This window comes from Nocardioides sp. WS12 (genome assembly GCF_014108865.1).
GTDB lineage: Bacteria > Actinomycetota > Actinomycetes > Propionibacteriales > Nocardioidaceae > Nocardioides.
The window spans coordinates 1,355,452-1,380,683 of record NZ_CP053928.1 but is presented as its reverse complement, the minus strand read 5'-3'; the positions used below and the strand labels follow the sequence as shown (position 1 = coordinate 1,380,683).

General features: G+C 67.2%; 25 protein-coding genes. 5 read left to right on the top strand and 20 right to left on the bottom strand.

What is annotated here, in order from left to right; all coding sequences use genetic code 11:
* Positions 1–27: 27 nt before the first annotated feature.
* The 10 genes from HRC28_RS06415 to HRC28_RS06370 all read right to left on the bottom strand — a co-directional run bounded on the left by HRC28_RS06415 (position 28) and on the right by HRC28_RS06370 (position 10,933).
* On the bottom strand, positions 28–1,362 hold the full coding sequence (locus HRC28_RS06415; RefSeq protein WP_182379316.1) for an MlaD family protein: 1,335 nt from the start codon (positions 1,360–1,362) through the stop codon (positions 28–30).
* Complete coding sequence (locus tag HRC28_RS06410) at positions 1,362–2,567, bottom strand: MCE family protein (RefSeq protein ID WP_182379315.1); 1,206 nt, start codon at positions 2,565–2,567, stop codon at positions 1,362–1,364. The genes HRC28_RS06415 and HRC28_RS06410 overlap by 1 nt, the downstream gene beginning before the upstream one ends.
* Before the next feature lie 43 nt (positions 2,568–2,610).
* A complete protein-coding gene (locus tag HRC28_RS06405) occupies positions 2,611–3,843 on the bottom strand; it encodes an MCE family protein (RefSeq protein ID WP_182379314.1) in 1,233 nt (410 codons plus the stop codon).
* Complete coding sequence (locus tag HRC28_RS06400) at positions 3,843–4,877, bottom strand: MCE family protein (RefSeq protein ID WP_182379313.1); 1,035 nt, start codon at positions 4,875–4,877, stop codon at positions 3,843–3,845. The genes HRC28_RS06405 and HRC28_RS06400 overlap by 1 nt, the downstream gene beginning before the upstream one ends.
* On the bottom strand, positions 4,877–5,911 hold the full coding sequence (locus HRC28_RS06395; protein WP_182379312.1) for an MlaD family protein: 1,035 nt from the start codon (positions 5,909–5,911) through the stop codon (positions 4,877–4,879). Before HRC28_RS06395 ends, HRC28_RS06400 begins: the two co-directional genes overlap by 1 nt.
* On the bottom strand, positions 5,908–7,161 hold the full coding sequence (locus HRC28_RS06390) for an MCE family protein (RefSeq protein WP_182379311.1): 1,254 nt from the start codon (positions 7,159–7,161) through the stop codon (positions 5,908–5,910). The genes HRC28_RS06395 and HRC28_RS06390 overlap by 4 nt, the downstream gene beginning before the upstream one ends.
* 7 nt (positions 7,162–7,168) lie before the next feature.
* Positions 7,169–8,059: an ABC transporter permease gene (locus HRC28_RS06385; RefSeq protein WP_182379310.1), complete on the bottom strand. Its 891-nt coding sequence runs from the start codon at positions 8,057–8,059 to the stop codon at positions 7,169–7,171.
* A gap of 1 nt (position 8,060) precedes the next feature.
* On the bottom strand, positions 8,061–8,846 hold the full coding sequence (locus HRC28_RS06380; protein ID WP_182379309.1) for an ABC transporter permease: 786 nt from the start codon (positions 8,844–8,846) through the stop codon (positions 8,061–8,063).
* A gap of 105 nt (positions 8,847–8,951) precedes the next feature.
* Positions 8,952–10,124, bottom strand: coding sequence for an acyl-CoA dehydrogenase family protein (locus HRC28_RS06375; RefSeq protein WP_182379308.1), 1,173 nt, complete (start codon positions 10,122–10,124; stop codon positions 8,952–8,954).
* A gap of 23 nt (positions 10,125–10,147) precedes the next feature.
* Positions 10,148–10,933, bottom strand: coding sequence for an enoyl-CoA hydratase-related protein (locus HRC28_RS06370; protein WP_182379307.1), 786 nt, complete (start codon positions 10,931–10,933; stop codon positions 10,148–10,150).
* A gap of 131 nt (positions 10,934–11,064) precedes the next feature.
* Here HRC28_RS06370 and HRC28_RS06365 point away from each other — a divergent pair, with 131 nt between their 5' ends.
* The gene (locus tag HRC28_RS06365; protein WP_202033239.1) at positions 11,065–12,192 is read left to right on the top strand and encodes an acyl-CoA dehydrogenase family protein; all 1,128 of its coding nucleotides are present in this window, start codon (positions 11,065–11,067) and stop codon (positions 12,190–12,192) included.
* Between the two features lie 46 nt (positions 12,193–12,238).
* On the opposite strand, the gene HRC28_RS06360 is transcribed toward HRC28_RS06365, so the two are convergent.
* Complete coding sequence (locus HRC28_RS06360) at positions 12,239–13,036, bottom strand: enoyl-CoA hydratase-related protein (protein WP_182379306.1); 798 nt, start codon at positions 13,034–13,036, stop codon at positions 12,239–12,241.
* Positions 13,037–13,126: 90 nt separating this feature from the next.
* On the opposite strand from HRC28_RS06360, the gene HRC28_RS06355 reads away from it, so the two are divergent.
* Both HRC28_RS06355 and HRC28_RS06350 read left to right on the top strand, forming a co-directional pair.
* Positions 13,127–13,597 carry a PaaI family thioesterase gene (locus tag HRC28_RS06355; protein ID WP_182379305.1) on the top strand — a complete coding sequence of 157 codons (471 nt, stop codon included), beginning with the start codon at positions 13,127–13,129 and terminating at the stop codon, positions 13,595–13,597.
* Positions 13,594–14,406, top strand: a complete 813-nt coding sequence (locus HRC28_RS06350; RefSeq protein WP_182379304.1) for an alpha/beta hydrolase — start codon at positions 13,594–13,596, stop codon at positions 14,404–14,406. Before HRC28_RS06355 ends, HRC28_RS06350 begins: the two co-directional genes overlap by 4 nt.
* A 4-nt stretch (positions 14,407–14,410) precedes the next feature.
* On the opposite strand, the gene HRC28_RS06345 is transcribed toward HRC28_RS06350, so the two are convergent.
* Together HRC28_RS06345 and HRC28_RS06340 are read right to left on the bottom strand one after the other, a co-directional pair.
* On the bottom strand, positions 14,411–14,974 hold the full coding sequence (locus tag HRC28_RS06345; protein ID WP_182379303.1) for a TetR/AcrR family transcriptional regulator: 564 nt from the start codon (positions 14,972–14,974) through the stop codon (positions 14,411–14,413).
* Positions 14,975–15,011: 37 nt separating this feature from the next.
* Positions 15,012–15,716, bottom strand: coding sequence for a hypothetical protein (locus HRC28_RS06340; protein ID WP_182379302.1), 705 nt, complete (start codon positions 15,714–15,716; stop codon positions 15,012–15,014).
* 114 nt (positions 15,717–15,830) lie between these two features.
* Here HRC28_RS06340 and HRC28_RS06335 point away from each other — a divergent pair, with 114 nt between their 5' ends.
* Both HRC28_RS06335 and HRC28_RS06330 read left to right on the top strand, forming a co-directional pair.
* Positions 15,831–17,405 (top strand): NAD(P)/FAD-dependent oxidoreductase, encoded by a 1,575-nt coding sequence (locus HRC28_RS06335; RefSeq protein ID WP_182379301.1) that lies wholly within the window; start codon positions 15,831–15,833, stop codon positions 17,403–17,405.
* A gap of 13 nt (positions 17,406–17,418) precedes the next feature.
* A complete protein-coding gene (locus HRC28_RS06330; protein WP_182379300.1) occupies positions 17,419–18,141 on the top strand; it encodes a hypothetical protein in 723 nt (240 codons plus the stop codon).
* On the opposite strand, the gene HRC28_RS06325 is transcribed toward HRC28_RS06330, so the two are convergent.
* From HRC28_RS06325 to HRC28_RS06295, 7 genes are all read right to left on the bottom strand, one after another.
* Positions 18,127–18,900 carry a hypothetical protein gene (locus HRC28_RS06325; protein WP_182379299.1) on the bottom strand — a complete coding sequence of 258 codons (774 nt, stop codon included), beginning with the start codon at positions 18,898–18,900 and terminating at the stop codon, positions 18,127–18,129. The two genes, HRC28_RS06330 and HRC28_RS06325, sit on opposite strands and share 15 nt — an antisense overlap.
* Positions 18,901–18,976: 76 nt before the next feature.
* On the bottom strand, positions 18,977–20,017 hold the full coding sequence (locus tag HRC28_RS06320) for an acyl-CoA dehydrogenase family protein (protein ID WP_182379298.1): 1,041 nt from the start codon (positions 20,015–20,017) through the stop codon (positions 18,977–18,979).
* 1 nt (position 20,018) lies between these two features.
* Positions 20,019–21,176, bottom strand: coding sequence for an acyl-CoA dehydrogenase family protein (locus tag HRC28_RS06315; protein ID WP_182379297.1), 1,158 nt, complete (start codon positions 21,174–21,176; stop codon positions 20,019–20,021).
* Positions 21,177–21,187: 11 nt separating this feature from the next.
* On the bottom strand, positions 21,188–22,375 hold the full coding sequence (locus HRC28_RS06310; RefSeq protein WP_182379296.1) for a thiolase family protein: 1,188 nt from the start codon (positions 22,373–22,375) through the stop codon (positions 21,188–21,190).
* 39 nt (positions 22,376–22,414) lie between these two features.
* Positions 22,415–22,825, bottom strand: coding sequence for a nuclear transport factor 2 family protein (locus tag HRC28_RS06305; RefSeq protein ID WP_182379295.1), 411 nt, complete (start codon positions 22,823–22,825; stop codon positions 22,415–22,417).
* 82 nt (positions 22,826–22,907) lie between these two features.
* Positions 22,908–24,329 (bottom strand): wax ester/triacylglycerol synthase domain-containing protein, encoded by a 1,422-nt coding sequence (locus HRC28_RS06300; protein WP_182379294.1) that lies wholly within the window; start codon positions 24,327–24,329, stop codon positions 22,908–22,910.
* Positions 24,313–25,152: an alpha/beta fold hydrolase gene (locus HRC28_RS06295; RefSeq protein WP_272902678.1), complete on the bottom strand. Its 840-nt coding sequence runs from the start codon at positions 25,150–25,152 to the stop codon at positions 24,313–24,315. Before HRC28_RS06295 ends, HRC28_RS06300 begins: the two co-directional genes overlap by 17 nt.
* Positions 25,153–25,232: the final 80 nt, after the last annotated feature.

Sequence of the window (25,232 nt, the reverse complement as noted above, 5' to 3'; positions counted from 1 at the left end):
GGGAGATCCGGGTTCTGTCGGGCAATCTCATTGCGCCACCAGTCCTGTCAGAAGGTCCTGCCACGTCGTGGCGCCGGGAATGTCGCCACTGAGCAGGAACGAAGTCAGTCCGAGGTCCAGGGAGCCGGAGAGGGGCAAAGGATCGGCGCCGCGAGGCTCGTCGCCCTTGCCGCGCGAGACCACGCTCTTGGTGAACTCCAGGCCACAGATCTTGGCGGTGGCGCCAGTGCCACCGTTCGGGCAGGGGCTGTTGCGCGCGCCACGCGAGGCTCGGACATCATCCGGCTTGACCTTGCACCAGGAATCGCTCGGAGCGTCAGCCGGCGAGATGTCATCGGGGTTGCGCAAGCTCTGGGCATGCTCGAAGCCCTTGGTGCAGGTCGGAGGGTCAAAGCCCAGCTTGAACCAGAGATTGACCGGTGCCCGAGGTCCGGCCCGACGATCTACCGGAGTACCGGCGTTGAACGCCGCCGTCACGGCGGGGAACACGATGAGAATGTGCTCGATGCCGTCGCGGTACACCTTCAGCACCTCCCCGACGTCTGCCAGTTCCGAGAGCATGCCGGGAGCGACCCCGGTGAGGTCCAGGGCGAAGCCGCCAATGGCATCCATGAAGGGCTGCCCGGCTGCGATCAGGCCTTCCAGCTCCCCGTTGCTCGCCTCGAGTTGGCCAGTGAAGGACTCAAGACTGCCCGCCAAGGACCGGATTGCTGGATCGAGGTCCTGCTGGGTCCCTAGGACCGTGGTGGAGTCATCGATCAGCTTGAGCGTCTCCGGCAGGTTCTTCTGCGCAGCGTCCTGGAAAGTACTGCTGGCGTCCACGAAGAGCCCGAGGTCGTCACCCGCACCCTCGAGTGCCTTGCCGAGTTCGTCGACAACAGTCCGCAGGTCCCCGACCGGGATGGACTTCAACAGGCCATCCACCGAAGAGAGCAGGTCGTTGGTCGTCGTCGGAAGCACGGTCTGCTGCGACGGGATCCGGGCACCGTCCGCAAGGATCTCGCGGCTCGGCTCCGATGGAGGCAGGAAGTTGACGTACTGCTCGCCGATGACCGAGGCGCTGCGCACCTCGACGATGGAGTTCGCCGGAATGTCGACGCCGTCATTCACCTGGAGAGATGCCAGAACCGATCCGTCTTCCTGCAGGTCGACGGCCGTGACCTTGCCGACTTCGACCCCCCGGTAGTTGACCATGGCCTGCGGGTAGAGACCGCCCGCGTTGGTCAGCTCGACCCTCAGGTCGTAGCGCCCGATGCCGACCTGCTGGGGCAGCTTGACGTAGTAGAGGGCGGTGACCATCAGGGTGATCGCCGTGATGGTGACGAACGCAAGCAGTTTGGTCTTCGTGACGCGGGACAGCATCAGCTACCTCCCAAGAGCGGCCCGAGCAGGTTGGAAAGCAGGTCGTCGCCGCTAGACGTCGCCGACGAGCTCTTCTTGGCACCCGACTTGTCCTGGGTGAGACCACCGAGGACGTCCCCTACACCGTCGAGCAGGCCTTCCAGCGGGTCGATGGACAAGGGATTACCCGCGTCCGTGGCTGGTCCCGTGGGAGCGCCCTCGATGATGGCCGGGAACAGGCCGTCGAGAGGTGTGCCACCGAGCCAGTACTTGGTCAAGTTGCCAGGGCTGACCTCGATCTCGGTGATCAGGTTGAGGTAGTCACCGTGCACCACCTGGTCAGCCGCTCGGGTGTTGAACGGGTATGTCAGCGCTTCAACGCTCTTGGCCAGATTGTCACCATGCTTCGCCAGCGACTTGGTGATCACCGCCAGGTTGTCCAGGTTCTCCTGGAAATCCCGTTTGGTCCCGTTGATCACCCGGTGGGCCACATCACCGAAGTCATCGACGGCGCGAAGGGCGCGAACCAACTGACGTCGTTCCTCGGTCAGTGCCTGCAGCCCTCCGGGCACTTCCTCGAGGAATCGGTCAACCTTGTTGCGGTCGTTCACCACGGTTCGCGAGAGACGGTTCAGCTGAGTGAGCGTCGACGCGATGTTGTCACGCTGCCGGTCGAGGCGCGAGGTGAAACGGCTAACGGTGCGCATGAACGAACGGACGTCCTGGTCGCGGCCACCGAGAGCGTTGTTGAGCTCGTGGGCGATCGTGCGCAACTGCGGAAGGCCCCCGCCGTTGAGCAGCAGGGACGCCGCCGACAGCACCTCTTCGGTCTCGGGGTAGCGGCCCGTCCGGCTCCGGTCGATCACGTCACCAGACGCCAGATACTCCACCTGCGCCGACGTCGACTCCGCGTCCGGATCCTTGAGTTCGAGATACTCCGCGCCGAGGAGGCTCTTCTGGGCGACCGACGCCGTGACGTCGGCCGGGAGCTTCACATCACCCTCGAGCCCGACAGTCAGTGTCGCGACCCAGTCCTTCAGCTCGATCTTGCGGACCGACCCGATGGTGACCTCGTCGTACTTGACCTCCGAGTTGGGCACCAGGTTCGCCGCGTTCTCGAGCTCAACGGTGATCTCGATGTTGTCGTCACCACCACCCTTGGTGAACGGCAACGACACCGAGTTCAGACCCGTCCAACTGCAGCCGGACAGCAGCAACGCGATCATTGCGCCCAGGCTGAGCGATCGCACTTTCGCCACCGTCGCCATGTCAGTTCCCTCCCAAGAGCTTGTCGAGCTGTGCCAGCAGATCGGCGTCGTCAGTGGAGCTCGACGATCCCCCACCTCCCGAGGAACCGGAGGACGCTTGAGAATCGGGGTCGCCCGGATCCACGACACCACCGTCACCCGCCCCGTTGTTGGTCACAGGGCCAATCCCGACGGGCGGCGCATTGAGAGCGAAATATTTGAGGAGCGGGGTGAGCGCGGTCTGACAAGTCGAGCGGTCGCCGCCAGCCGCCAGGAGCGCACCGCAGATGATCTGGGCCGGTGCCTGCAGGTTGTTGACTGCCAGTTCACCGGTGACCAGCGTTCCCGACCCGCCGCGTGGGTCGAGGATCTGGTAGAAGTTCGAGACGGCGGTCGGCGCTGCCTGCAGAATGTCAGCGATCTCCTGCCGATTCGTGGCCAACAGGGACGTCGTCGACCGCAACTCCTCGATCGTCGAGATCGTGAGGTCCTTGTTCTCCCTCAAGAACCTGTTGACGTTCTTGAACGCGGAGTTGAGACCGCTGAGCGCCCCGTCCAGCACCAGCCGGTCGGCATCCAGGATCGACGCGACCTCGGCCAGCCTCTCGGCGAACTGACGCACCTGCGTGTCGCTGCCCTTGATCGCGGTGACGAACACCTGCAGATTTCGAACGGTGGCGAAGAGGTCGCCGCCGTTGTCCGACAACGTGCTCATCGCCTCAGAGACGTCGGTGATCGTCTGGTTCAGGGTGTCGCCCGTGCCCTCGAGCCACTTCGCCCCGGAGGAGATGAGGTCACTCGTGGCGCCATTCTTGTTGGCCCCACTGGGACCCAGGGCAGACGAAAGGTCGACCAACTGATCCTTGATGTCGTCCCACTCGACAGGGATCGCCGTGCGTGCCAAAGGGATGGTCGCGCCATCCTCCAGTTCCTCCCCGTCGGCCCCGACGGGACCGAGCACGATGGAACGCACCGACACGAGCGAGGACGCGACGACCGCTGCACGGACGTCGGCAGGAACAGGGTGATCAGGATCGATCTCCAGCTCGACCTTCACCCGATCGGCCTGCGGCTCGACCGAGGTGACGGTGCCGATCGGCACGCCCAATGCGGTGACGTCGTCGCCGACGTAGATCCCCTTGAACTGCGCGAAGTACGCCGTGACGTGCACCTTGCTCTGGTCCGCGAACAGGAAGCCTCCGAAGGTGAGGGCGACCGCGATTGCCAAGCCGATCTTGACCATCTTGCTGCTCATCAGAACGCACCTTGCCCTTCGAGGAGTCCGGCGAGGCCGCCGGTGCCGAGGTCCTCGGGAGAACCGATGTTGGCGACGTAAGCCTGGAAGAACGGGCCACCGGCGACGGACTCACCCAACGACCGGATGTAACCACCAGTCGCCTTGAGCGCCAGCTTGAGCGTGCTCCTGTACTCCGTCAGCAAGGTCGCCGTCTGCCGCAGTTCGGTGAGAGCCGGCTTCAGGGAGCTCTTGTTGTCCGTGGCCAGCCCATTCAACTGGACCGTCGCCTTCTGCACGTTGCGCAACAAGTTGCCCAGTACTTCCCGACGCTGACGGAGCTCGTCGAACAGCAAGCTGCCGTCACCGAGGATCGACGTGATGTCCTTGTTGCGCTCGGCCAGGATCGAGGAAACGTTGCTGGCCTTGTCCAGGAGCGCAGCCAGGTCCGAGTCCCGCGAGCTGAGCGTGGTCGACAGTGCGCTCACCCCCTCAAGGGCAGATCGGAACTCCGTCGGGGTCGCGTTGAGCACGGCGCTCACCGACTCGAACGACTTTGCCAGCGCATCCTCGTCAATCTCGGCGGTCGCAGTCGTCAGCTTGCCCAGCTCCTCGTTGACTGCGAAGCCCGCGTCGGTGCGCTCGATCGCGATGTGGTCGATGTCACCGGAGCCCAGGGGTTCGACCGCGAGGAACTTGCTGCCGAGCGCGTTGTCACTCTTGACCGTTGCCCGGGTCTTGTCGCCGAGGTCGATGTCCTCGATACCGAAGGTCACGACCACATGGTCGTCCGCCAGTTCGACGCCGTTGACCTTCCCGACCTTGATGCCGGCGACCCGTACGTCGTCGCCCGAGCGCAGGCCACCTGCCTCGGTCATGTCAGCGGTGTAGGTGGCGTTGCCCACCAGGGACAGCACCTTGCCGATGTTCAGTGCACCAGCGAGGATCGCCACGGTAAGGATCAGCCCGACGAGGCCGATCTTGCCCAGGTCCATCTCGCTGAAGGCCAGGCGCATCGGGCGAACCTTGCCATTGGACTTCTTCCGCGTTGCCATCAGCGTTGCTCCCCGCCACATCGTCCGGTGTTGTCGATGACCCACGGCGTGTAGACGTCGAGGTCCTCACCCGGCAGATCGAGCTTGAGCTTGACCCCGCACAGGTAGAAGTTGAAGAAGGAGCCGTAGGCACCGAGTCGTCCGAGCTTCTTGACCACTCGCGGATAGATGTCCAGCACCTCGCGAACGTCGTTCTCGTTGTCGTTGATCGACCTGGCCAGTCGGCCGATCTGGTCGATATTGGCCTTCACCCCGGGCCGGATCCGTTCAAGCAGGTCAGCCGTGGCAGCCGCACCCTTGTTGATCGACGCCAACGACGACCCGATTGCCTCTCGGTCCTTCGCGAACCCGTCCATCAGGCCGGCCAGGCCGACAACGAGGTTGTCGAGCTCCTCGTGGTGCCCATCGATGACGGTGAGCGCTGCTGAGAGGTTGGTGATCGTTGAACCGATCAGCTCGTCGCGCTCAGCCAGGCGGCTGGTGAATGACCCAACGTTGGCCAGCATCGATTCCACGGCGCCCGACTGTCCTTGGGTAACGTTGATGACGTTGGTGGCGAGCTCATTGACCTCGTCAGCGTCGAGGGCCCGCATCAGCGGGTCGAAGCCCTGGAAGAACTGGTCCAGATCGAGTGCCGGCTGGGTCCGCTCAAGCGGGATCGTCGCGCCCGGCTCCAGCGGCGCAGCGCCCTCGGCACCTGGCGTCAGGTCGAGGTAACGGTCACCCGTGAGGTTCGCGTACCGGATACGGGCATCGGTGGCTTCGTTCAACGCGACGTCCTCGGCGACGGTGAAGGTGACCCGCGCCCGGCCGTCATCATCGAGCGCGATCGCCTTGACGGTGCCCACCGCAACACCGTTGCCGCGCACGTCGCTCCCGGCACTGATGCCCGACGCGTCGGTGAAGAGCGCGTCGAACTCGTTGCTCGGCTGGATCCTGACTCGGCCGAAGACGATCCCGACCATGCTGATCAGGAAGCCCATCGTCAGGACGAAGGCCAGAACCTTGATCAGCGGTCCCCTGGTGATCCTCACTGGTCTACTCCATTCCGCGCCTCGAAGAGCTTCGCAAGGACCTCGCTGCCGAACCAGTCATCGACCAGGTTCGAATAGAGCTGGAGGGGGTTGTCGCCGACCCCGACCGGCTTAGCGGTGTTGGCCTCGGAGTACGTTCCCGCGGTCCCGTCGTCAAAGTCGACATGCGGCACCGTCGGACGCTCAGCCGTTGCCTCTCGATAACAGAGTGGACCGACATCGGTCACAAGCTTGGGCCGGTTCTTCTCCAAGGTGTACGGGTTGATGCTCGGCAGGAACCCCGTCTTGGCATAGAGGTAGTGCTCTCCATCGACCGTCTTGCCGAAGGCCTTGTCGATGATCTCGATGTGCGTACGAACCGACTTGATCAGGCACCCGAACTCCGGGGCGTATTCAGCGCCCAGAGCGGAGAACGGGAGCAACTGGGTGTTGAAAGCACCCAGTGGGCGCTCGACCGCATTGAGGAACCGCGAGATGGAGTCGGCGGCCTTCGGCGTCTCCTTGAGGAGGGCATCGAACTTCGCCTGGTCAGCAACCAGCGTCTCACTCGTCGTGGCGAAGTTGTCGCCGGTCTCGATGAACTGGGGGGCGACATCGGCGTACGTCCGAAACACATCCGGGGAAGCGGACAGGTCGGTCTCGAGCTCGTCGAGGTGGGGTTCGACCGCCGTGAGGTAGCTGTCCCAGTCAGTGAAGAACTGCCCGAACTTCTCGCCACGCCCCTCCAGTGCGGTCGCGGCCGCGGTCAGGGTGGAATTGAGCTTCACGGGATCGACCGCTTCCAGCACTGAGAGCCCGTGCTGGAACACGTCATTCACCTCGACGGTAACGCCGCTGGCCTTGATGACATCGCCATCGGCGATCGCTCCCTTGGCCGTGCGCTCGGCTGGCGTGCGCAAGTCGACGAACTTCGACCCGAAAGCTGTCGTGGCGCGGATGGTCGCGACGGCATCAGCTGGCACCAGAGCCGCCTTGTCGGCGTCGAGGGACACCCCGACCGCGACTGTTCCGTCCTCCTGGACCTTGGTGCTGGTCACCGCACCGACCGGGACCCCGGACATGCGGACGCGGGCACCCTTGTCGAGCAGCAGGCCACCGCGATCGGTCTGGACCGTCACGGTCACCACGTCGGCGAAGACTCGCTGGTAGGTCGCGATCAGGAAGGCAGACACCATGATGATCACCGCGAGGCCGAGGGCTCCGAGGAACTGCGTGTGATGGCGCGCATGGACTGTGCGAGAGGACGTCATTGCTGGATCACCCGGTGATGTTGAGGCTGTTGGACGAGCCGTAGAGCGCGAAGCTCAGCAGCATGTCCGCGAACAGGATGGCGATGAGGGAGAGCCGGACGGCGCTCCCGACTGCTTGCCCGACGCCGGCTGGGCCGCCCTTTGCTGTGTACCCGTAGTAGCAGCAGACAGCCATGATCACGACGGACATGCACATCACCTTCACGAATGAGAGCACGATGTCTCCCGGGATCAGGAAGGTGTTGAAGTAGTGCTGGTATGCACCGCTGGACTGGCCGAAACCGATGGTCACCACCAGCCGCGTAGCGGCATAAGACGCCAGCAGCGCCACAGCGTAGAGCGGGACGATCGAGACGAGTCCCGCGACGATCCGGGTGCTCACCAGGTACGGAATCGACTTGATGGACATGACCTCGAGGGCGTCGATCTCCTCGCTGACCCGCATCGCGCCGAGCTGGGCAGTGAAACCGGCCCCGACGGTCGCGGTCAGGGCGATGCCCGCCAGCGCCGGTGCGGCCAACCTGGTGTTGATGTAGGCGGAGATGAACCCGCTGAGCGCCTCCACCCCAATGTTGCTGAGCTGGGAGTAGCCCTGGAGCCCGAGCTCGATGCCGGCGAAGGCGGTGAGGAAGGAAACAACCACGATCGTGCCTCCGACCAACGCGATCGCGCCGCTGCCGAAGGCGACCGTCGAGATGAGCCGCAGGACCTCGCGTCGGTAGTGCATCAGCGCGTACGGAATGCCCCTGAACGCGGCGGCATAGAACCGCACTTGCTCACCGCTGTGGAACAGGGTTCGGCCAGGCGTGGTGACGATGCGCTTGAGAGCTGCCACCTGACGCGCCCGGATCTCCGCGCTGAGCGCCGTACGCTCCTCGGTCATACCGGCGAGTGCCATGTCAGCCTCCCAGCTGCAAGTAGACAGTGGTGATCGTCGAGTTGATGACCAGCAGCACCATGAGAGTCAGGACCACGGTCTGATTCACGGCTTCACCCACGCCCTTGGGCCCGCCCTTGGCGTTCATGCCGAGGTAGCAGGCGACAAGGGCGGCGGCGACTCCGAAGAGCGCTGTCTTGATCAGAGCTGTGATGAAGGCACCGGTGCCCGTGACCAGGGTCAGGTTGGCGACGAACAGGCCGGGGCTGGCGCCGCCAAGTGTGACCGCGAAGATGTAGGTGCCGATCAATCCGACCACACAGACGATCCCGTAGAGACCGAGGGAAACCACGACAAAGGCAAGGATTCGGGGAGCAACCAGGCGCTGCATGGGGTCGAGGCCGAGCACCTCCATCGCGTCCAGTTCCTCGCGAATCTTGCGCGCGCCGAGGTCGGCGCACACCGCTGTGGCGCCAGCGCCTGCGACCACCAGGACACTGCAGAACGGGCCGAGCTCCTGGATGACGACCAGACCGGCGCCGGCACCCGAGAGGTCCGTGGCGCCGATCTCCTGAAGGAGCTGGTTGATGAAGAACTGGACGACGACCGTGAACGGGATCGTCACGAAGATCGCCGGCAGGAAGGACACGCTTGCGATGAAGACCGTTTGCTCGAGGAACTCCCCCACGGCGAATGGGCGACGGAACATCGCACGCAGCGAATCGCCCGCTAGAGCAAAGAACCCACCTAACGGCACGAACTTTGCGCGCACCGGAGTGGCCTTGGGTGGCCTGACAGTGGTGGCCATTCCTCAACTCCCCTACATTTATAGAACTGTATAACTCAATAGTAAACGACGAAGTGTGATCCCGGTTACTCTCGCTACCGTCTTTTTTGAGACGGGCAGCATTTTTTATCTGTCTCGGGGTGGCCGCAGACCGAAGGTGGCCGAGATGATGTCGCGCTGGATCTCGTTCGTGCCGGCGTAGATGGTCGCGGGAATGGCCAGTCGGAGGTGGCGCTCCATGTCGAACTCCAGCGTGTAGCCGTAGCCACCCATCAACTGGATTCCCTCCAGCGCCACCCGTTTGGCCGTCTCGGTGACCTTGACCTTGGCCATCGACGTCGCACGGATCAGTTGCTCGGGAGGCCCGTCACCGGCGGCAACGCGGTGCGCGGTCGCGTAGGTGAGGGCGCGAGCCGCCTCGATCTCGATGGCGAGGTCGGCCATGCGGTGGCGGACTGCTTGGAAGGACCCGATGGGAGCGCCGAACTGCTCACGCTCGCGCAGATAGCCCAACACATCATCGAAGGAGCGCTGCGCCATCCCCAGTCCCTGAGCGGCGCAGACGATGCGCTCCCCGTTGAGCCCGGACATGACCTGCTTCCAAGCGCCGCCCTCCTCACCAATGACCGCCGACACCGGAACCTCCACGTCGGTGAAGAACAGGTCGTTGACCTCAGCGCCACCGCCCATTGTCCGGATCGGCCTGATCTCCAGGCCCGGGGTGGAGGTCGGGATCTCGAACATGGTGAGCCCGTCGTGCGGACGGTCACCGCGACCAGTGCGGGCGACGAGAAGGATCTTCGCGGCGAACTGCGCGTCGGAACACCAGGTCTTCTGACCGTTGATCCGGAAGACGTCGCCGTCGCGGACGGCCCTGCAGGAGACAGCCGCTGCGTCCGAGCCTGCCCCCGGCTCGGAGATGCTGATCGACATGACCTCGCCCGAGCAGATCGCCCCGAGGACGTCCTTCTTCTGCTGCTCGGAGGCGTAACGCTTGTAGACGCCGGCGACGGTGTGGGACGTGCCGGCACCGTGCACCGGGACCATGCCCCGCCACAACTCCTCGAACAGGATGACCTGCTCGATGATCCCGCCTCCGCTCCCGCCGTACTCCTCAGGAATCGAGACGCCGAGGTATCCGGCGGCGGCGAGCTTTGCGTAGACCGAGTCGTGGTGCTGCTCCCGGTTGTCGTCCGTCAGAGCCGAACGCTGCTCCCGGGTCCCGCACTCCTTCGCCGCGAACTGACGGACAGCCGCCGCGAACTCCTCCTGCTCCTCGGTGAAACCTCGTGCGCTCATGTCTGTCTCCGCCTTCTCCGTCTTCATCGTCCGGACCACCGGGGAGGTCGGCGCTCAACGAACGCCGTCATGCCCTCCACGCGGTCTTCACTGGCGAATGCCAGCTCCATCAGCTTTCGTTCGGCGAGCATCCCCAGCGACAGGGCGCTCTCCTCGGCCGCCAGCACCGCCCTCTTCGCGAGCCGGATCGCGATCGGCGGTCCTGCAGCAACCTCCTGGGCCAGCGCAATCGCCTCGTCACGCCAGTCGGCGGGGGCGACCACGCGGTTCACGAAACCGAGGGTGCAGGCTTCCTGCGCCGAGACCGGGCGGCCGGTGAGGACCATCTCCATCGCGCGGTGCTTGCCGATCGTGCGAGCCAGACGCTGGGTCCCGCCGCCGCCGGGCAGGATGCCGACCTTGATCTCGGCCTGGGAGAACCGGGCGGTCTCCGAGGCCACGACGAGGTCACAGGCGAGCGCCAGCTCACAGCCGCCGCCGAAGGCTGGCCCGGACACAGCAGCGACGAGCGGCGCCTCGATGTCAGCAAGGCGCATCCAGAAGCGACTCGCAGGTGCGGCGAGCACCTCGTGAAGGGTTCGCGAGCGCATGCCCTTGATGTCGGCGCCGGCAACGAACGCACGCTCGTGGCCAGCGATCACGACCGCTCCGACAGTGCTGTCCGCATCGAGCATCCGCAGGGTAGCGAGCAACTCGTCCATCAGCGCCGGCGACAGAGCATTGAGCTGTTCGGGCCGGTTGAGCTGAGCGACGACGACACGGCCGTGGCGTTCGACCAGGACACCAGGTGCATCCGACTGACTCGACATGGCGCTCCCTCCAGGCCCACACCGAACGATCCAGGTGACCGCACGACTTGTTTCTGAACCTGCTTGTCTCAATACTAGGAAGTCGTCGGGACGCACGTCAACCAGCGCCCCGATTTCAAAGGAGGAGCGCCATGCTGACCCGTACCGTCCTCGGCACCGAGCACGAGACCTTCCGCGCGACCGTTCGCGCTTTCCTCGAGGAGGAGGTCGTCCCGGAGTATCCCGCCTGGATTTCAACCGGCCGACCGTCCGACGGCTTCTGGAAGGGCATGGGCGCACTGGGTGTCCTCGGCATCGGCGTGCCGGAGGAATACGGCGGCACGCCGGGCTCCGACTTCCGGCACAGCGTCGTCGTGACAGAAGAGATCCAGCGCCTGGGCCTGGCCATCGGCGGCCTTCGGGTGCACACCGACATCTGCGTGCCCTACCTGTTGCACCACGCCTCGCACGAGCAGCGGCAGCAATGGCTCCCGCGAATGTGCGCCGGTGACGTCGTCGTCGCGCTGGGCATATCGGAACCGGGCGCCGGCTCCGACGTCAAGGCCATCACAACAAGGGCCGAGCGCGACGGCGACCACTTTGTCGTCAATGGCGCCAAGACGTTCATCTCCAACGGCGCGGCCACCGACTTGCTGATCCTCGCGGCGAAGACGGACCCCGCGGCGGGTCGCGACGGCATCAGCCTGCTGCTCGTCGACACAACAACTCCAGGCTTCGCACGCGGGCGAAAGCTGGACAAGCTCGGCGTCGCAGCCCAGGACCTCGCCGAATTGTCCTTCACCGAGATGCGCGTTCCTGTCGAGTGCCTCCTCGGCGAGGAGAACCAGGGCTTTCGCTACTTGTCCTCCAACCTGGCCCACGAGCGGCTGTCCGTTGCCGCCAACTCTCAGGCCGCAGCGGTCGCCGCCTTGGAATGGACGGCGTCCGCCCTTCGCGGGACCGGAGCCGGCCAAGAGGCGAAATTCGTCCTCGCGGCCTGCGCCACCGAGGTCGCGGCCGGTCAGTCGCTCGTCGACCACGCGATCACGGACCACGTCGCCGACCGGCTCAGCGTGGCGGACGCCGCCCTGGTCAAGCTGTTCTGCACCGAACTCCAGGGCAGGGTGGTCGACCGTTGCCTCTCCATCTCCGACCCGCGAACGGCATACTCCGTCGAATCAAAGATCGGCAACGCCTACCTCGACGGACGGGTCAGCCGGATCTACGCCGGGTCGAGCGAGATCATGAAGGTCATCGTCGCCCAACAGCTCGGCCTCTGACCGTCGTGGCGCGGCAGCCACCCCGGCACCACGCCACGACGGGGCTTCAGCGGCCCGCGAAGCGCGGGCTGCGCCGCTCCCTGAACGACGCGATCCCCTCCAGCAGGTCCTCGCTGCCGAGGGTCTGCTCCTCGAAGGCCAGGGCGAGGTCGACGACCTCGTCGGCCCGCTGACGCGAGACCTGGTTGAGGGCCCGCTTGGTGCCTTGTACGGCGAGCGGCGCGAGTCGCGCCATCCGCCGGGCGATCTCGGTCGCGGCCGGGTGGGCCTCCTCGGGGGTCTCGACGAGGTCGGTGACGACCCCGACCCGGAGCGCCGTCTCGGCGTCCAGCGGATCCCCTGTCAGCAGGTGGCGTCGAGCGCGCGTCATGCCCATCGCCTGCGGCCACACCAGGCAGCCGCCGTCCCCTGCAACCAGGCCGATGGCGACGTGGGTGTCGGCCAACACCGCGGACCGGGCGGCCACCACTGCGTCACACAGCATCGCGACGGTCGCGCCCAGACCGATCGCAGGTCCCTGGACGGCAACCACGATCGGCTGCGGCAGGGCGAGGAAGGCGTCGAGGAGATGCCGGGCGTCGCCGATGATCTCGCGCCGTACGGCTGCGTCCTTGTGCGCGGCCTCCATCAGCTCGAAGTCGCCGCCTGCGGAGAATGCCTTGCCCGTGGAGGCCAGCACGACGGCGCGGATCGAGGTGTCCGCTGCGATCTCGCGCAGCACCCGGGTCAGCTCGTGGTGGAGCTCGGGGTCGAACCGGTTCATCACCTCGGGCCGCGACAACACGATCTCGCAGACGCCCTCGGCGTCGGTCGTGAGCCGGAGGGTCTGGTGGACATCACTCATCGGGTTCTCCTTCGTCCGGCCCGGGAGGACCATCGATCCGCTATTATTGCGACGACAAGGATCAATAAGCAACCGCGAGCGGGAGCCCCCATGGACACGACGGCCCAGATGCGCACCCTTCCCCGCCACGAGGACCCGGACGACGCCTGGATCACGTGGGCGGATGCCTACCCCACGTTCTCGGCCGCCGGGCTGCACTGTCGGTCGATGGGACTCACCGAAGCCGCGTTCGACTTCGTCGGGACGCCCTTCCCCCTGAACCCGAACGGTGCGGTCAACGGCGGCATCGTGGCCCTCGCCGTCGACCAGATCATGGGCGTCATGGGTGCCCGCATCGCCCCGACCGGCAGCATGCCGGTCACCGCCGTGCTGCAGGTGCACTACCACCGGCCTGCCATCGAGCCCCTGACGATGACCGCGTCAGCGATCCACAGCGGACGCAACCTCCAGACCATCGAAGTCGTCGTCCACGACGCCCGGGGCCGTCGATGCAGCACGGCCACCGGGACGATGGCGGTCGGCACGCTCGAGCAGCGGATCGCCCCGGCAGTGAAGTCATGACGCTGATCGAGGTCGAGCCCGGCGTCCGGGTCTTCATCCAGGACCTCGGCACGCCGTCCACCCGGCCGCCGGTCGTTCTCGTGCCCGGGTTCGGAATGACCCACGAGGCCTGGGACCGCCAGGTGCGGGTGCTCTGCGCCGCCGGGCACCGAGTGATCGCCATCGACCAGCGCGGCCACGGCCGGTCCGACAAGCCACTGACCGGGTACGACGCACAGGGGCTCAGCGACGACCTCATGGCCGTGCTCGACGCACTCGGCGTGGAACGGTGCTCGCTGGTCGGCTGGTCCTTCGGGGGCCAGGTGGCCTTCCGGACCGCCGCGGCAGCCCCGAACCGGGTGCACCGCCTCGTGCTCGTCGGCTCCAACGCCGTGCGGGCGAGCCGCAGCGAGGCCTTCCCCTTCGGCGCCCCGCCCGGGCCGACGATCGCCGCGATGGTCGACCTGGAGACCCGCGACCGCTTCGCCGCCCGTCGTACGACGATCGCGGGCGGATTCGGCACAGAGCCGTCCCCGGCACTAGTTGACTGGATGGTCGCCCAGTCGCTGCAGATGCCGTCCTGGGCAGCCGTGGCCTGCTACCGCTCGATGCTCAGCGCGGACCTGGTCGACGACCTGCCAGCCGTCACGATGCCGGTCCTGCAGGTCATCGGCGAGGACGACCCGGTGCACTCGGCCCGCGGCGCCCGGTGGCTGGCCGAGCACCTGGCCGACACCCGCCTGCTGGCGATCCCCGCGTGCGGGCACTACCCGATGTTCGAAGCACCGGCAGCGCTGGACGAGCACCTGCTCGAGTTCCTCGCCGACTGAGCCCTCAGTCCACCAGCACCGAGGGCACCGCGAACCGTCGCAGCTCCCGGCGCAGGCGTCCCGGGTCGTCGTACTCCCCGAGCAGGAACAGGGCCAGCACGCCCTGCAGCCAGCGGGACGCGAGATCCACGCTGGCCCCGGGACGCAGGCGGCCGGTCGCTGCGGCCGCGTCGAGAATCGGGTGCAGGCTCTGGCCGATCAGGACCTCCAGCGGCCGCGACCCGGCGAAGACGGACTGCACCCTCTCCTCGGGCAACGCAGCGGACAGTGCGGCGAGCTCGCCGGATCCGGCGGTCACCTCGACCGCACTAGCGAGGAACTCGGCGAGCCGGTCCCCGAGGTCGTCGTACGCCGCGTGGTCGAAGGCGTCCACCCTCGCCTGGAGCTCCTCGCACACCTGGACCATGGCGAGCTCGACGAGGTCATCGCGGTTCGAGACCGACTTGTAGACGGTCTGCCGGACGACGCCCGCGGCCCGGGCGACATCCGCCATCGTGGTCGCCTCGATCCCGTGGTCGAGGAAGGCATCACGCGCGCCGCGGACCAGGCGGGCGGTGGGCGCATCCATGGTGCGGAGCCTAGTGAGCCGACCTCGGCCTGCAGCCTCAGCCGGGCTCGGTGCCTTCGGCGATCTGGCGAGTCAACGCGCGGTGCACCTCGCGGCTGATGCAGACCATCCAGATCGCGAACGCTGCCAGCGGGATGTAAATCCCGACGATGCCGTCCCACGCGAAGGGTCCGTCCTTGAAGAAGAGAACCAGCCCGGCAGGGGTGATCAGGACCGCCGCCCAGGCCGTCAGGTACGCGAGCCAGCGCGGCAGCACCGGCTCCTCGCGACGGTCGATGAGGATCGCCGCGACGATGCACCACATCTGCATCCACAGCGACCAGATGACGGTGACGAAGAGGATCCAGCCCACGTCGTGCAGGGCCTGGGTGACGGCTGCAGGGCGCTCGTCGTACCGGAAGGCCGCGGCCATCCAGACGCCGATGGGTGTGATGAACTCCAGGGACAGCAGGCCGCACGACACGAGCTGCGTCGCCGCGAGGACGCGGGCGCCCTCGATCCGCTTGAGCTGACCCGAGATGGCAGCGGCCCAGGGCACCAGCAGCGCCGAGGCGGCCATCACGACGACGAGGCCGAGCCGGATCAGGGTCGGGTCGTCGGCGTAGAGCTGCTTGATCTCCTCGGCGCTGGCGCTGGGCGCTGAGGGCGGGAAGAAGCCCATCACGAAGATGAAGGTGGCGAACCAGATGGCCACCATCAGGGGACCGGTCCAGATCAGGACCCGGTGCACGCGCGCTTCCATGGCGATCTTCTTTCCAGGGGTGGACAGGTGACATTTCTGAGACGAGACTAGTCAGAAAGGCGTCACTTGTACAGGATCTGTCGTTCTGACGCCGCATCACTTCAGGAGGACCACATGGCATCGAGTCACGACTTCGTGATCATCGGAGGCGGACACAACGGCCTCAGCGCCGCCTGCACGCTGGGCGCTGCCGGCGCTTCCGTCCTGGTCCTCGAACAACAGCCGATCCTGGGCGGGCTCTCGACCAGCCACCCCCATCTCCCCGCCGCACCGGACCACTGGTTGAGCCTCGGCGCGATGGACGACATGTTCATGTCCTGCACCTCGATCGTCGACGACCTGCGCCTGCGCGACCACGGGTTCTCCACGATCACCGTGCCTGCCCCGTACGGATGGCTCGGGCCCGACGGCGAGACCCTGTTGCTGTTCGCCGACCTCGAGCGCACGCTCGCTGAGATCCGCCGGTTCTCGACGGCCGACGCCCGCACGTACGCCGAGCTGCAGCCGGCGCTGTCGTGGATCTTCCGCGCCCTGGTGAGCGTGATGTCGCGCCACCCCGCTGCCCTGCCCAAGCGCGAGCTCGGGCGCCACCTGTTGCGCCTCGCGCCCGACCGCGCCACCCGTCGGCGACTCGGCCAGATCATGACGAGCAACCTCGTCGAGCTGATGGCCGACACCTTCGAGAGCGACAAGATGCGCTCGCTGGCGACCTACTGGGGCAGCATGATCGGCCCGATCGACGCCGACGGTGGCGGCTTCTACTGCGTCGGGCTGGCAGCGGTCCACAGCAGGCCCGGCGTGCAGCGACCACGCGGCGGCATGCGCTCGATCTCCGGCTCCCTCGAGGGCCGGGCCCGATCGCTGGGCGTGCAGTTCCGCACCGGAGTCGAGGTCACCGAGGTGGTCGTCGAGCAGGGAGCGGCACGCGGCGTCCGCCTGGCCGACGGTACGACGATCGGCGCCCGCCGCGGGGTGCTGGCCGCCGTACCTCCGCAGTCGGCGTACGGGCACCTCCTCGCCGACGGCGTCGCCGACTCGAGCGTGCGTACCAAGGTCGCGATGCTGCCGGCGAGCGGCAACAACTCGGCGACGTTCAAGATCGACCTCGCTCTCGCCGGTCGCGTCGACTTCCCGATCGCACAGGCTGCACGCGACCGGATCGACGGCCACGACCTGCGCACCGTGTCACTGATGACCGGCACCTTCGACGAGCAGATCGAGCAGCTGGCGCTGATCCGTCGCGGCCAGAGCCTGCTGCAGCCGCCCTGCTACCTGTCCGTCCTCTCCGGCCTCGACCCGAGCGTTGCTCCGGACGGGCAGGACGTCCTCTACATCGCCTCGAACGTGCCGGCGCAGCCGCGGGAGGACTGGGCGGTGGAACGGGACCATTACGCCCGCGCCGTCCTCGACGCAGCGTCGGTGCACCTGTCCGGGCTCGACAGCGAGATCGGGCGGGTCGTCACCTCCCCCGCCGACTTCGGCTCGCTCTACGCGACCCCCAACGGCTCGTACTTCCACGTCGACATGACGCCGCTGCGCCTGGCCATGAACCGACCGGCCCCCGGACTCGGCGGGTACCGCGGCCCGGTGCCCGGATACTTCCACGCGGGAGCGGGGTCGCACCCCGGTGGTGGCGTCAGCGGGTGGCCGGGACGACTCGCCGCCCAGACCGCGCTCACTGACTGCTGAGGAGCGGAGCACCATGTACGACCCGAACGACGTGATCGACCGGATCAACGACCCCTACCTGCCGCTGCTGGTGTTCACCGCGATCGCGTGGGCGACCGGTTTCGTCCAGATCGTCCAGGCCTTCCGCTGCGGCCGGCGCGACCGCGTGCCGGCGGCACCGATCGGCATGACTGCGTTCCTGCTCGCCCATGACGGCACCTTCGCGCTGCGGGCCGACTACTGGCTGCACGAGGTCGACGTCTGGTACTTCACGATCTTCTGGATCGGCATGGTCATCTCGGTCGGCATCGAGCTGATGCTCGTGCGCCAGTACCTCGCGTTCGGCCAGCCACTGGTCGCGCCCGATCTTCCCCGCTGGATGTTCGTCGGGTCCTACCTGGTCCTGCAGGCCTTCGCGTTCGTCGGTCTGTGGTGGCTGCAGTCCGTCGTGGACGACCCGCTGAAGCTGATCAGCCTCGCGGCCACCCAGATCGTGGCCGTCGTCTTCCTGGTGCCGTGGATCCTGGCCCGCGGATCGGCCCGAGGTCATTCCCGTGCCTTCGCCTGGGCAACAGTCATCGGCCCCGGCGGGCTGGCCCTCGGCCTGTTCCCGGCCCTGTCGCCGGAGCTGTTCAACAACGCCCACTTCTGGGCGCTGGCCGGATCCCTCGTGACGCTGTCGGTAAGCTACCTCTTGCTGCTTGAGCACCACCTGCGTCGGACGAGCAGGACGCCGGCTGCCTCACCTAGCACGTGACTCGGCTTCATGTCCCGCGCGCCCGTCTCGTCCAACGAACGTAGTCCCGGGCGGCGGCAGCGTGCGCTGGAGCCGGATGAGGACGACCGCCATGGCGAGGACGACGACGCTGCAGAGGAGCCACAGTCCGTCACGGAACGGCGCTCCGGCGGGCTCACTGCCGATGACGCCGGTGGTGAGACCTACGAAGAAGACACCGATGAGGAGGTAGGTGGTGGTGAGCAAGGGACTGAGGCCTGCGGAATCGCCCCGACGTGCCACCGCCTGGAAGGTTGCGGGCGCACACATCGCGTAGGTCACCAGGAACGTCATCAGGTAGATCGGGTCGTCGAGATAGGCCTTCGCCACGGCAAAAAAGATGATCCCGACGGCCAGCGCCGCGACGCAGTAGGCGGTCCACTGGCCCTGGGTGAGGCGCGGTGCGTACTCGTTGCGACCGTAGCGAACGGTCTGGCTGAAGAAGACGGCCTCGAAGCTGAACGTGACGATGAGGCCGCACCAGAACAACGGCAGCATCCACGCCCCCGCGACGCCGTCGTAGTCCGTCCACCAGTGCTCGGCGTTGACGAGGAAGCTGCCGTCGTGGGCAATGAAAATTGTCGTGCCCCACAGTGCCATCGGCGAGCACCGGTCGCGACGGGCACCCTGCACGCAGGCGTAGAAGTAGGTCCAGTTCGCCAGGAACGCGAGCGCCCCCAGCGCGCACGCCCAGATGGCGTGGTCGTTGATGGCCTGAAGGACGTCCAGTTCGTCGTACACGGCTCAGGGCCTTTCCTTGTTGCAAGTGCGGCGGCGGGGATGTGAGCGCCCGCTCGAAGCACGCGACGGCTCGCGTTCAGAGGTCAAGAGCCGACGCGAGCAACTGTCGGGGTTCGCTCGTCGCATCAGCCACGACACGCAAGAAGCGGGCGTCGCCGAAAGCGTGGGAGATCGGGTACTCGCGCATGTATCCATAGCCCCCGTGCAACTGCATGCCCTGGTCGACAGTGCGGTCGTGCACGGAGCCCGCGACGATCCGGGCAGCTGCAGCCAGCGCCGGTGTCGGTCCACCGAGAGCGAGCCCGCCCACCGCCTCGTCGACGAGGCCGCGGGCAGCCGTCAGTTCGGCACCGAGCTCGGCCAGCCGGAAGCGGGTGTTCTCAAAGGTCGCGAGCTTGCGACCGAACACCGCTCGCTCCTGCACGTAGTCGACGGTCAGGTCGAACGCCGCACGGGCCGCCGCCACACTGACGACTCCGGACCACAGGTCGAGAGCCGTCCGGAGACCCGCGGCAGGGTGTCCGTCGCCGTCGAGGGCATCGGCGGCAACGACGACATCGGCCACTGCGGACTCGTTCCCGGCGAGCAGGCGCGCATCGACCACGTCGACGGCGTCCCGCTCGAGGACGAGGAAGACCTCGGGTCGTGCAGGATCGACGACGAGGAACACTTCGGCGACCCCGGCCCCGGGAACTCCGGCGGCCCGCAGGTCCGGCCCCAACGCCACGACGCAACCCAGCATTTCACCACTGGCGAGGCCCTGGACGAGCGTTGCGATGCGTCCGTGCGCCGCAGCCAGTGGCGTCAGCGCCGGCAGTACGACGCCGACGTGGCGAGCCGTCACCAGAGCGAGCCCGGCAGCGCCGGTCGCCGCGATCTCCTCCACGAGGATCGCGGCGAAGCGCGGGTCCTCGATGCCTGCGCCGCCCAAGTCCTCGGGCACCGTGGTGGCGAGGAAGCCCCGCTCGCCGGCGGCAGGGAACAGCGTGGACGCGAATCGTCCGGCGGTCCGCCACGCGTCGAGCTCGCCGACGAGGTGGTCGGAGAGGAACCGGCGGACCGACTGGGTGAAGTCGTCGTGGTCCGCGTCGTACCCGGGTCGCCGGACGAGCTCCACGTCAGGCCCGCTGGTCGAATCGGCGGCCGAGGTACTCGGAGACGATCCGGGTCCGCTGGATCTGCGGCGTACCACCCGCGATCGCCCAACCGACGGCGTCGCGGTGCATGCGCTCGATCTCGTACTCCTCGGAGTAGCCGTAGCCACCGTGCAGCTGGATCGCGAGGTCGGTGACGCGCTTGACCATCTCGTTGGAGTAGCACTTGGCGAGCGAGGCCTCGAGCTGCTGCGGGGCGCCGGTGCCTGCGGCGAGCGCGGCGCGGTAGATGAGCAGGCGAGCGATGTCGACCTGGCTGATCATGTCGGCGAGCGAGATCTGGGTCGCCTGGAACTCGACGATCTGCTTGCCGAACTGCTCCCTCTCCTGCACGTACTTAGCTGTGCGGTCGAGCGCCTCCTGAGCAAGGGCGAGGCACATCGTGCTGTTGCCAAGCCGCTCGATCGAGAACGCCGTGAACAGCTTGCCGAAGCCGCCCTCCTCGATGATCACGTTCTCCAGCGGAACGCGGACGTCATCGAAGAACATGTCGGCCGAGCCCACCCCGCGGTGGCCCATGAGGTGCTCCTGCGGACCGAACGTCAGCCCGGGAGTGTCAATGTCGACGACGACTGCTCCCATACCCTTGCCTCCGGGCACGTCACTGAAGCGCACATAGACGAGGTACTGCTCGGCGACACCGCCACCGGAGCACCAGCGCTTGGCGCCGTTGATGACGACCTCGTCGCCCTCGATCCGCGCCTTCGTCTTCACGTCGGTCGCCGCGGAGCCCGCGTCGGGCTCGGAGATCGAGATGGCGATGATCTTCTCGCCGGAGGCGACCGGCGGCAGAAATCTCGCCTTCTGCGCCTCCGTGCCGAAGAGGTGGATGACCCGCGCTGGCCCAGCGTTCGCCTCAAAGATCGGCCATGCACAGAGTGGGTTCGCCTTCGCGAACTCCTCCTGCACGATCAGGGCATCAATCAGGGGTGCACCGGCGCCGCCGTACTCCTCGGGAAGACACATCGCCAGCAGGCCCAGTTCGGCGAGCTTCTGCCGCTCTTCACGAGGGAAGTGAGTGCGCTTTGCATCCATCTCGCGGGCGAGCGGCGCGTACTGATCCCGCGCCACCTTGCGCGCGAGTTTGCGCAGTTCTTGCTGCTCGTCGGTCAAATCGAACACCGTCAGTCTCCTCAGAATCGTTCGATGATGGTGGCGTTGGCCATGCCGCCGGCCTCGCACATGGTCTGCAGGCCGTACCGACCGCCGTTGGCCTCGAGGCCGTTGAGCATGGTGGTCAGCAGCCGGGCACCGGAGGCGCCCAGGGGGTGACCCAAAGCAATCGCGCCACCCCGCGGGTTCAAACGGTCGAGGTCCGCACCGAAGTGGTGGGCCCACGCCAGGGGCACCGGGGCGAAGGCCTCATTGACCTCGTAGTGATCGATCTGGTCGAGGCTCAGGCCTGAGCGCTTCAGCACCTTCTCGGTCGCCGGGATCGGGCCCGTCAGCATCTGGATCGGGTCGTCGCCGGCGAGGCCGAACGAGTGGAACCGGGCGCGCGGAGTGAGGCCGAGCTGGGCTGCGCGCTCCTCGGACATGATCAGCACCGCGGACGCACCGTCGGTGAGCTGCGAGGAGTTGCCTGCCGTCACGTGCCAGCCGAGCTCCGGGAACCGGACAGCCATCTCCTCGGACCAGAACGACGCCTTCAGCTGGCCGAGGCCCTCGACCGTGGTGCCGGGACGCGGCGTCTCGTCGGTGCTGACGACAGTGCCGTCCGCGAGCACGACGGGCACGATCTCGCCGCTTGCGTCGGTGCGGCACGCAAGCTCGTGGGAGCGCGCGGAGAACTCGTCGAGCATGGTGCGGTCGAAGCCCCACTTCGCCGCGATGATCTCCGCCGAGATGCCCTGGGGCACCAGCCCGGGGGCGTAGCGCTCTGCCACGGAGGGACCGAACGGGTCCTGCCCGATCCGGGCGGTGCCCATGGGGATGCGGCTCATCGACTCGACGCCCGAGGCGACGACGACGTCGTACACACCCGACATCACGCCCTGGGCAGCGAAGTCGGCGGCCTGCTGGCTCGAGCCGCACGCGCGGTGGACGGTGACCGAGGGCACCGACTCGGGGAGGCCCGCAGCGAGCCATGCCCAGCGACCGACAGGGCCGGACTGCTCGCCCACCTGGCTGACGCAGCCCGTGATGACGTCGTCGACCATCGCCGGGTCGATGCCGTTGCGCTCCACGAGCTGGCGCATGACCTGGCCGAGCAGGTCGACGGGGTGCAGGGACGACAGCGAACCGCCCGGCTTCCCGTCCCGGGGGGCTCGTCCGCGGCCGAGCGGCGAGCGAACGGCGTCGACGATGACAGCTGTATGCATGGTTCTCCTTGGTTGGGGTCCGCGATCAGGCAGCAGCCGTCAGCGCAGGAGGTCCTGACACGCCGCGGTGTCCCAGTAGTAGGCGCGGACCTCGGTGACGAGGCCTCCGGCGAAGGTCCAGAGCTCGAGAGCGCCGGACGCGATCGTGGCGCCGTTGGCCCGCCAGTCGAACGCGACCTGGGCGACGACCTGGTCCCCGCCGCCGTCGACCACGGAGACGACGGTGAGGTTCTCCGGACCCATGACCGGGTCCGGCGTGGCGAGCCCCGCGAAGACCTTGCGCAGGATCGCCCGGCCCTCGATGCGACCGCCGTACGGCAGGCCCTCGGGCCAGTGCACGGCGGCGTCCTCGTGGAAGCTGCTTTCGAGGAGCGCGTCGAGGGCGCCTGCATCACGCCCGGCGGCGGCTTCGTAGAACGCGGCGACGATCTCGTGCGGCTGGGAACTCATGCAGACTCCTCGAACGGCGTTTAATATTGAAGTGGTGCGTCTCAGAATAACGGGACGGCGTGTCCCCGTCAAAGCCGGGTCGTCACCGACCGAGTGCGAGCACCTCGTCGAGACCCTCCTGAAGGCACTCCCACAGCACGTCGGCGTCCGGGAAGACATCGCCGTCGACGTTGATGCCGATGCAGCAGGTGCCCTCGTGGGTGCACAGGGCGGCGCACATCGACGTACCAGGCAGGGGGCCGAAGACGAACATCCGCTCGAAGGGCACCCCGGCCCAGTACGTCGGGAAGGACACCCCCTGCCAGCTGCTCGTGGTGAGCGTGGCACCCGCGTTGAGCCCGGAGATCGCCGCGGCGACGACCGGCGACGGCGCGAGGTTCATCAGCGGCGTGACCTTGTTCATGATGTCGAGCGCCGGCTCGTGGCGGACCTTCAGTACCCGCTCGTGCATGGCCTGGATCCGGGCGGTCGGGTCCGCGATGCCGGCCGGCGCGGAGAAGAAGGCGCCCGTGAACCGGTTGCCCCCCATGGGGTCGTCGTCACGCCGCATCGACACCGGCATCGAGATCGGCACGTCGCCGAGGGTCGCACCGTGGCGGTCGTGGTATTTCCGCAGGCCACCCAGCACAGCGGAGACGAAGGCGTCGTTGACCGTCCCACCGGATGCCTTGGCTGCGCGCTTGAGGTCCTGGACGTCGCACTCGAGGCTGCCGAAGCGCCACTTCGTACGCGGCCCAGGCGTGAGCAACTCGCTCTCCGCTCGCGGCGGTGGCGTCGCCACCCGCGGCACGGACGAAAGGTAGGCGCCCGCTCCCCTGAGCGCAGCGCCCGGGTCCAACGCGACCTGGGCGATCGCCTTCGCCCCGCCGCGCAGGACCTTTCCGGCTGCCGCAGCCTGCCAGCGCAGACCGTTCTCGGTCGCGGCCTTCCGCGAGACCTGTGGACGCTCGGCCTCGACCGGCGCGCTTCCCGGTGCCTGGTCGGGCCCGCGATCAAGGATCCGCGAGAAGAGCTGCGTCGCGGCCGCGCCGTCCATGAGGACGTGGTGCGCCTGGAGGAGGTACGCCGCGCGCCCGCCCTCGAGCCCTTCGACGAAGACGGCCGACCACGGCGGTCGGGACCGGTCGAGCGGCGTCACGCCCAGTCGCTGCGCATGCTCGAGGAGCTCGGCCATGGTCGCCTCGCCAGGCAGCCGCACCCGACGCAGGTGGTAGTCGAGGTCGAAGTTCTCGTCGGTCGTCCACATCGGCGGACCGGTCGGCAGCAGTGGCTCGACCACCCGTTCGGCGAAACGAGGGACGATCTTGATCCCCCATCGATGGGCAGCCTGGATCCGCTCCCACGTCGGCGTCTCACCGAGCACGATGACCACGACACCAGTCCACGAGTCGGCCGGCGGCCGCTCCGTACGCCACATCAGGGCATCCAGTGGATTGAGGTTCGGCTCCCCCCAATGCGCCAGCTCCGAACGGCCTTGTTCGATGTCCTCATCTGAGATTGCCATCGCCGTACCTTGCCCATCTGTCCGTGTATCGCCTGATCCACTTTCCCCGCCCGCCATCGGGCTTCGTCCACGCGTCGGCAGCTTGCTGCTCGGCGAGAAAATCCAGGGCGAGCGCGTTGAACTCGTCCGCGGCCTCGAACATCGCGCAGTGGCCAACGTCATCAAGCACGACCAGGCGCGCTCGCTCAAGGCACGCGACCAGGCTGCGGCCAGCGGCGAGCGGGAGGATGCGGTCACGCTCGCCCCAGAACAGCAACACCGGGACGTCGACCCGTTCCGGAGCCAGACGCCTCAACTGGGCCGTACCGAGGCGCACCGCCTCCATGAACCCGGGGCCAATCGCTCGGGGCACCATCTGCGCGACCAGCTCGCTGGGCAGGTCCCGCCAACGATGGACCGCCGGAGAGAGTGCGAGCCGTCCAACAACGCTGCGCACCAGCACCTGTCGGGCTCGCGGCGTCAAAAGCACGAGACGGACCAGCCAGAACGCCGCCCGGATGATCCACAACCGCGGCCTCGACAGTTCAACGCCACCAGCCGAGACCAACACCAGGCACGCCGTCCGCTCGGGGCGCGCTGCCGCGAACGACAGCGCAACGAGACCGCCCAGTGAATGACCGAAGACCGCGACGCTCTCGATCTCAAGCTCGTCGAGCAGGCAACGAAGAACGGTGACATATCCGGAGAAGTCGGCGCCTGCCGGAAGCGGCTCGGAACCGCCGAACCCAGGGAGGTCCACGGCAATCACGCGGTGGTGCTCCCCGAGCGCCTCGAGGTTGAGCAACCAGGACTGCCAGGACCCAGCCATGCCATGCACGAGCATGAGCGGCCGACCGGTGCCGTAGTCCAGGTAGTGCACTACCCGACCACCCACGATCACGTCGTGCTCGTGCGCGCTCCAGT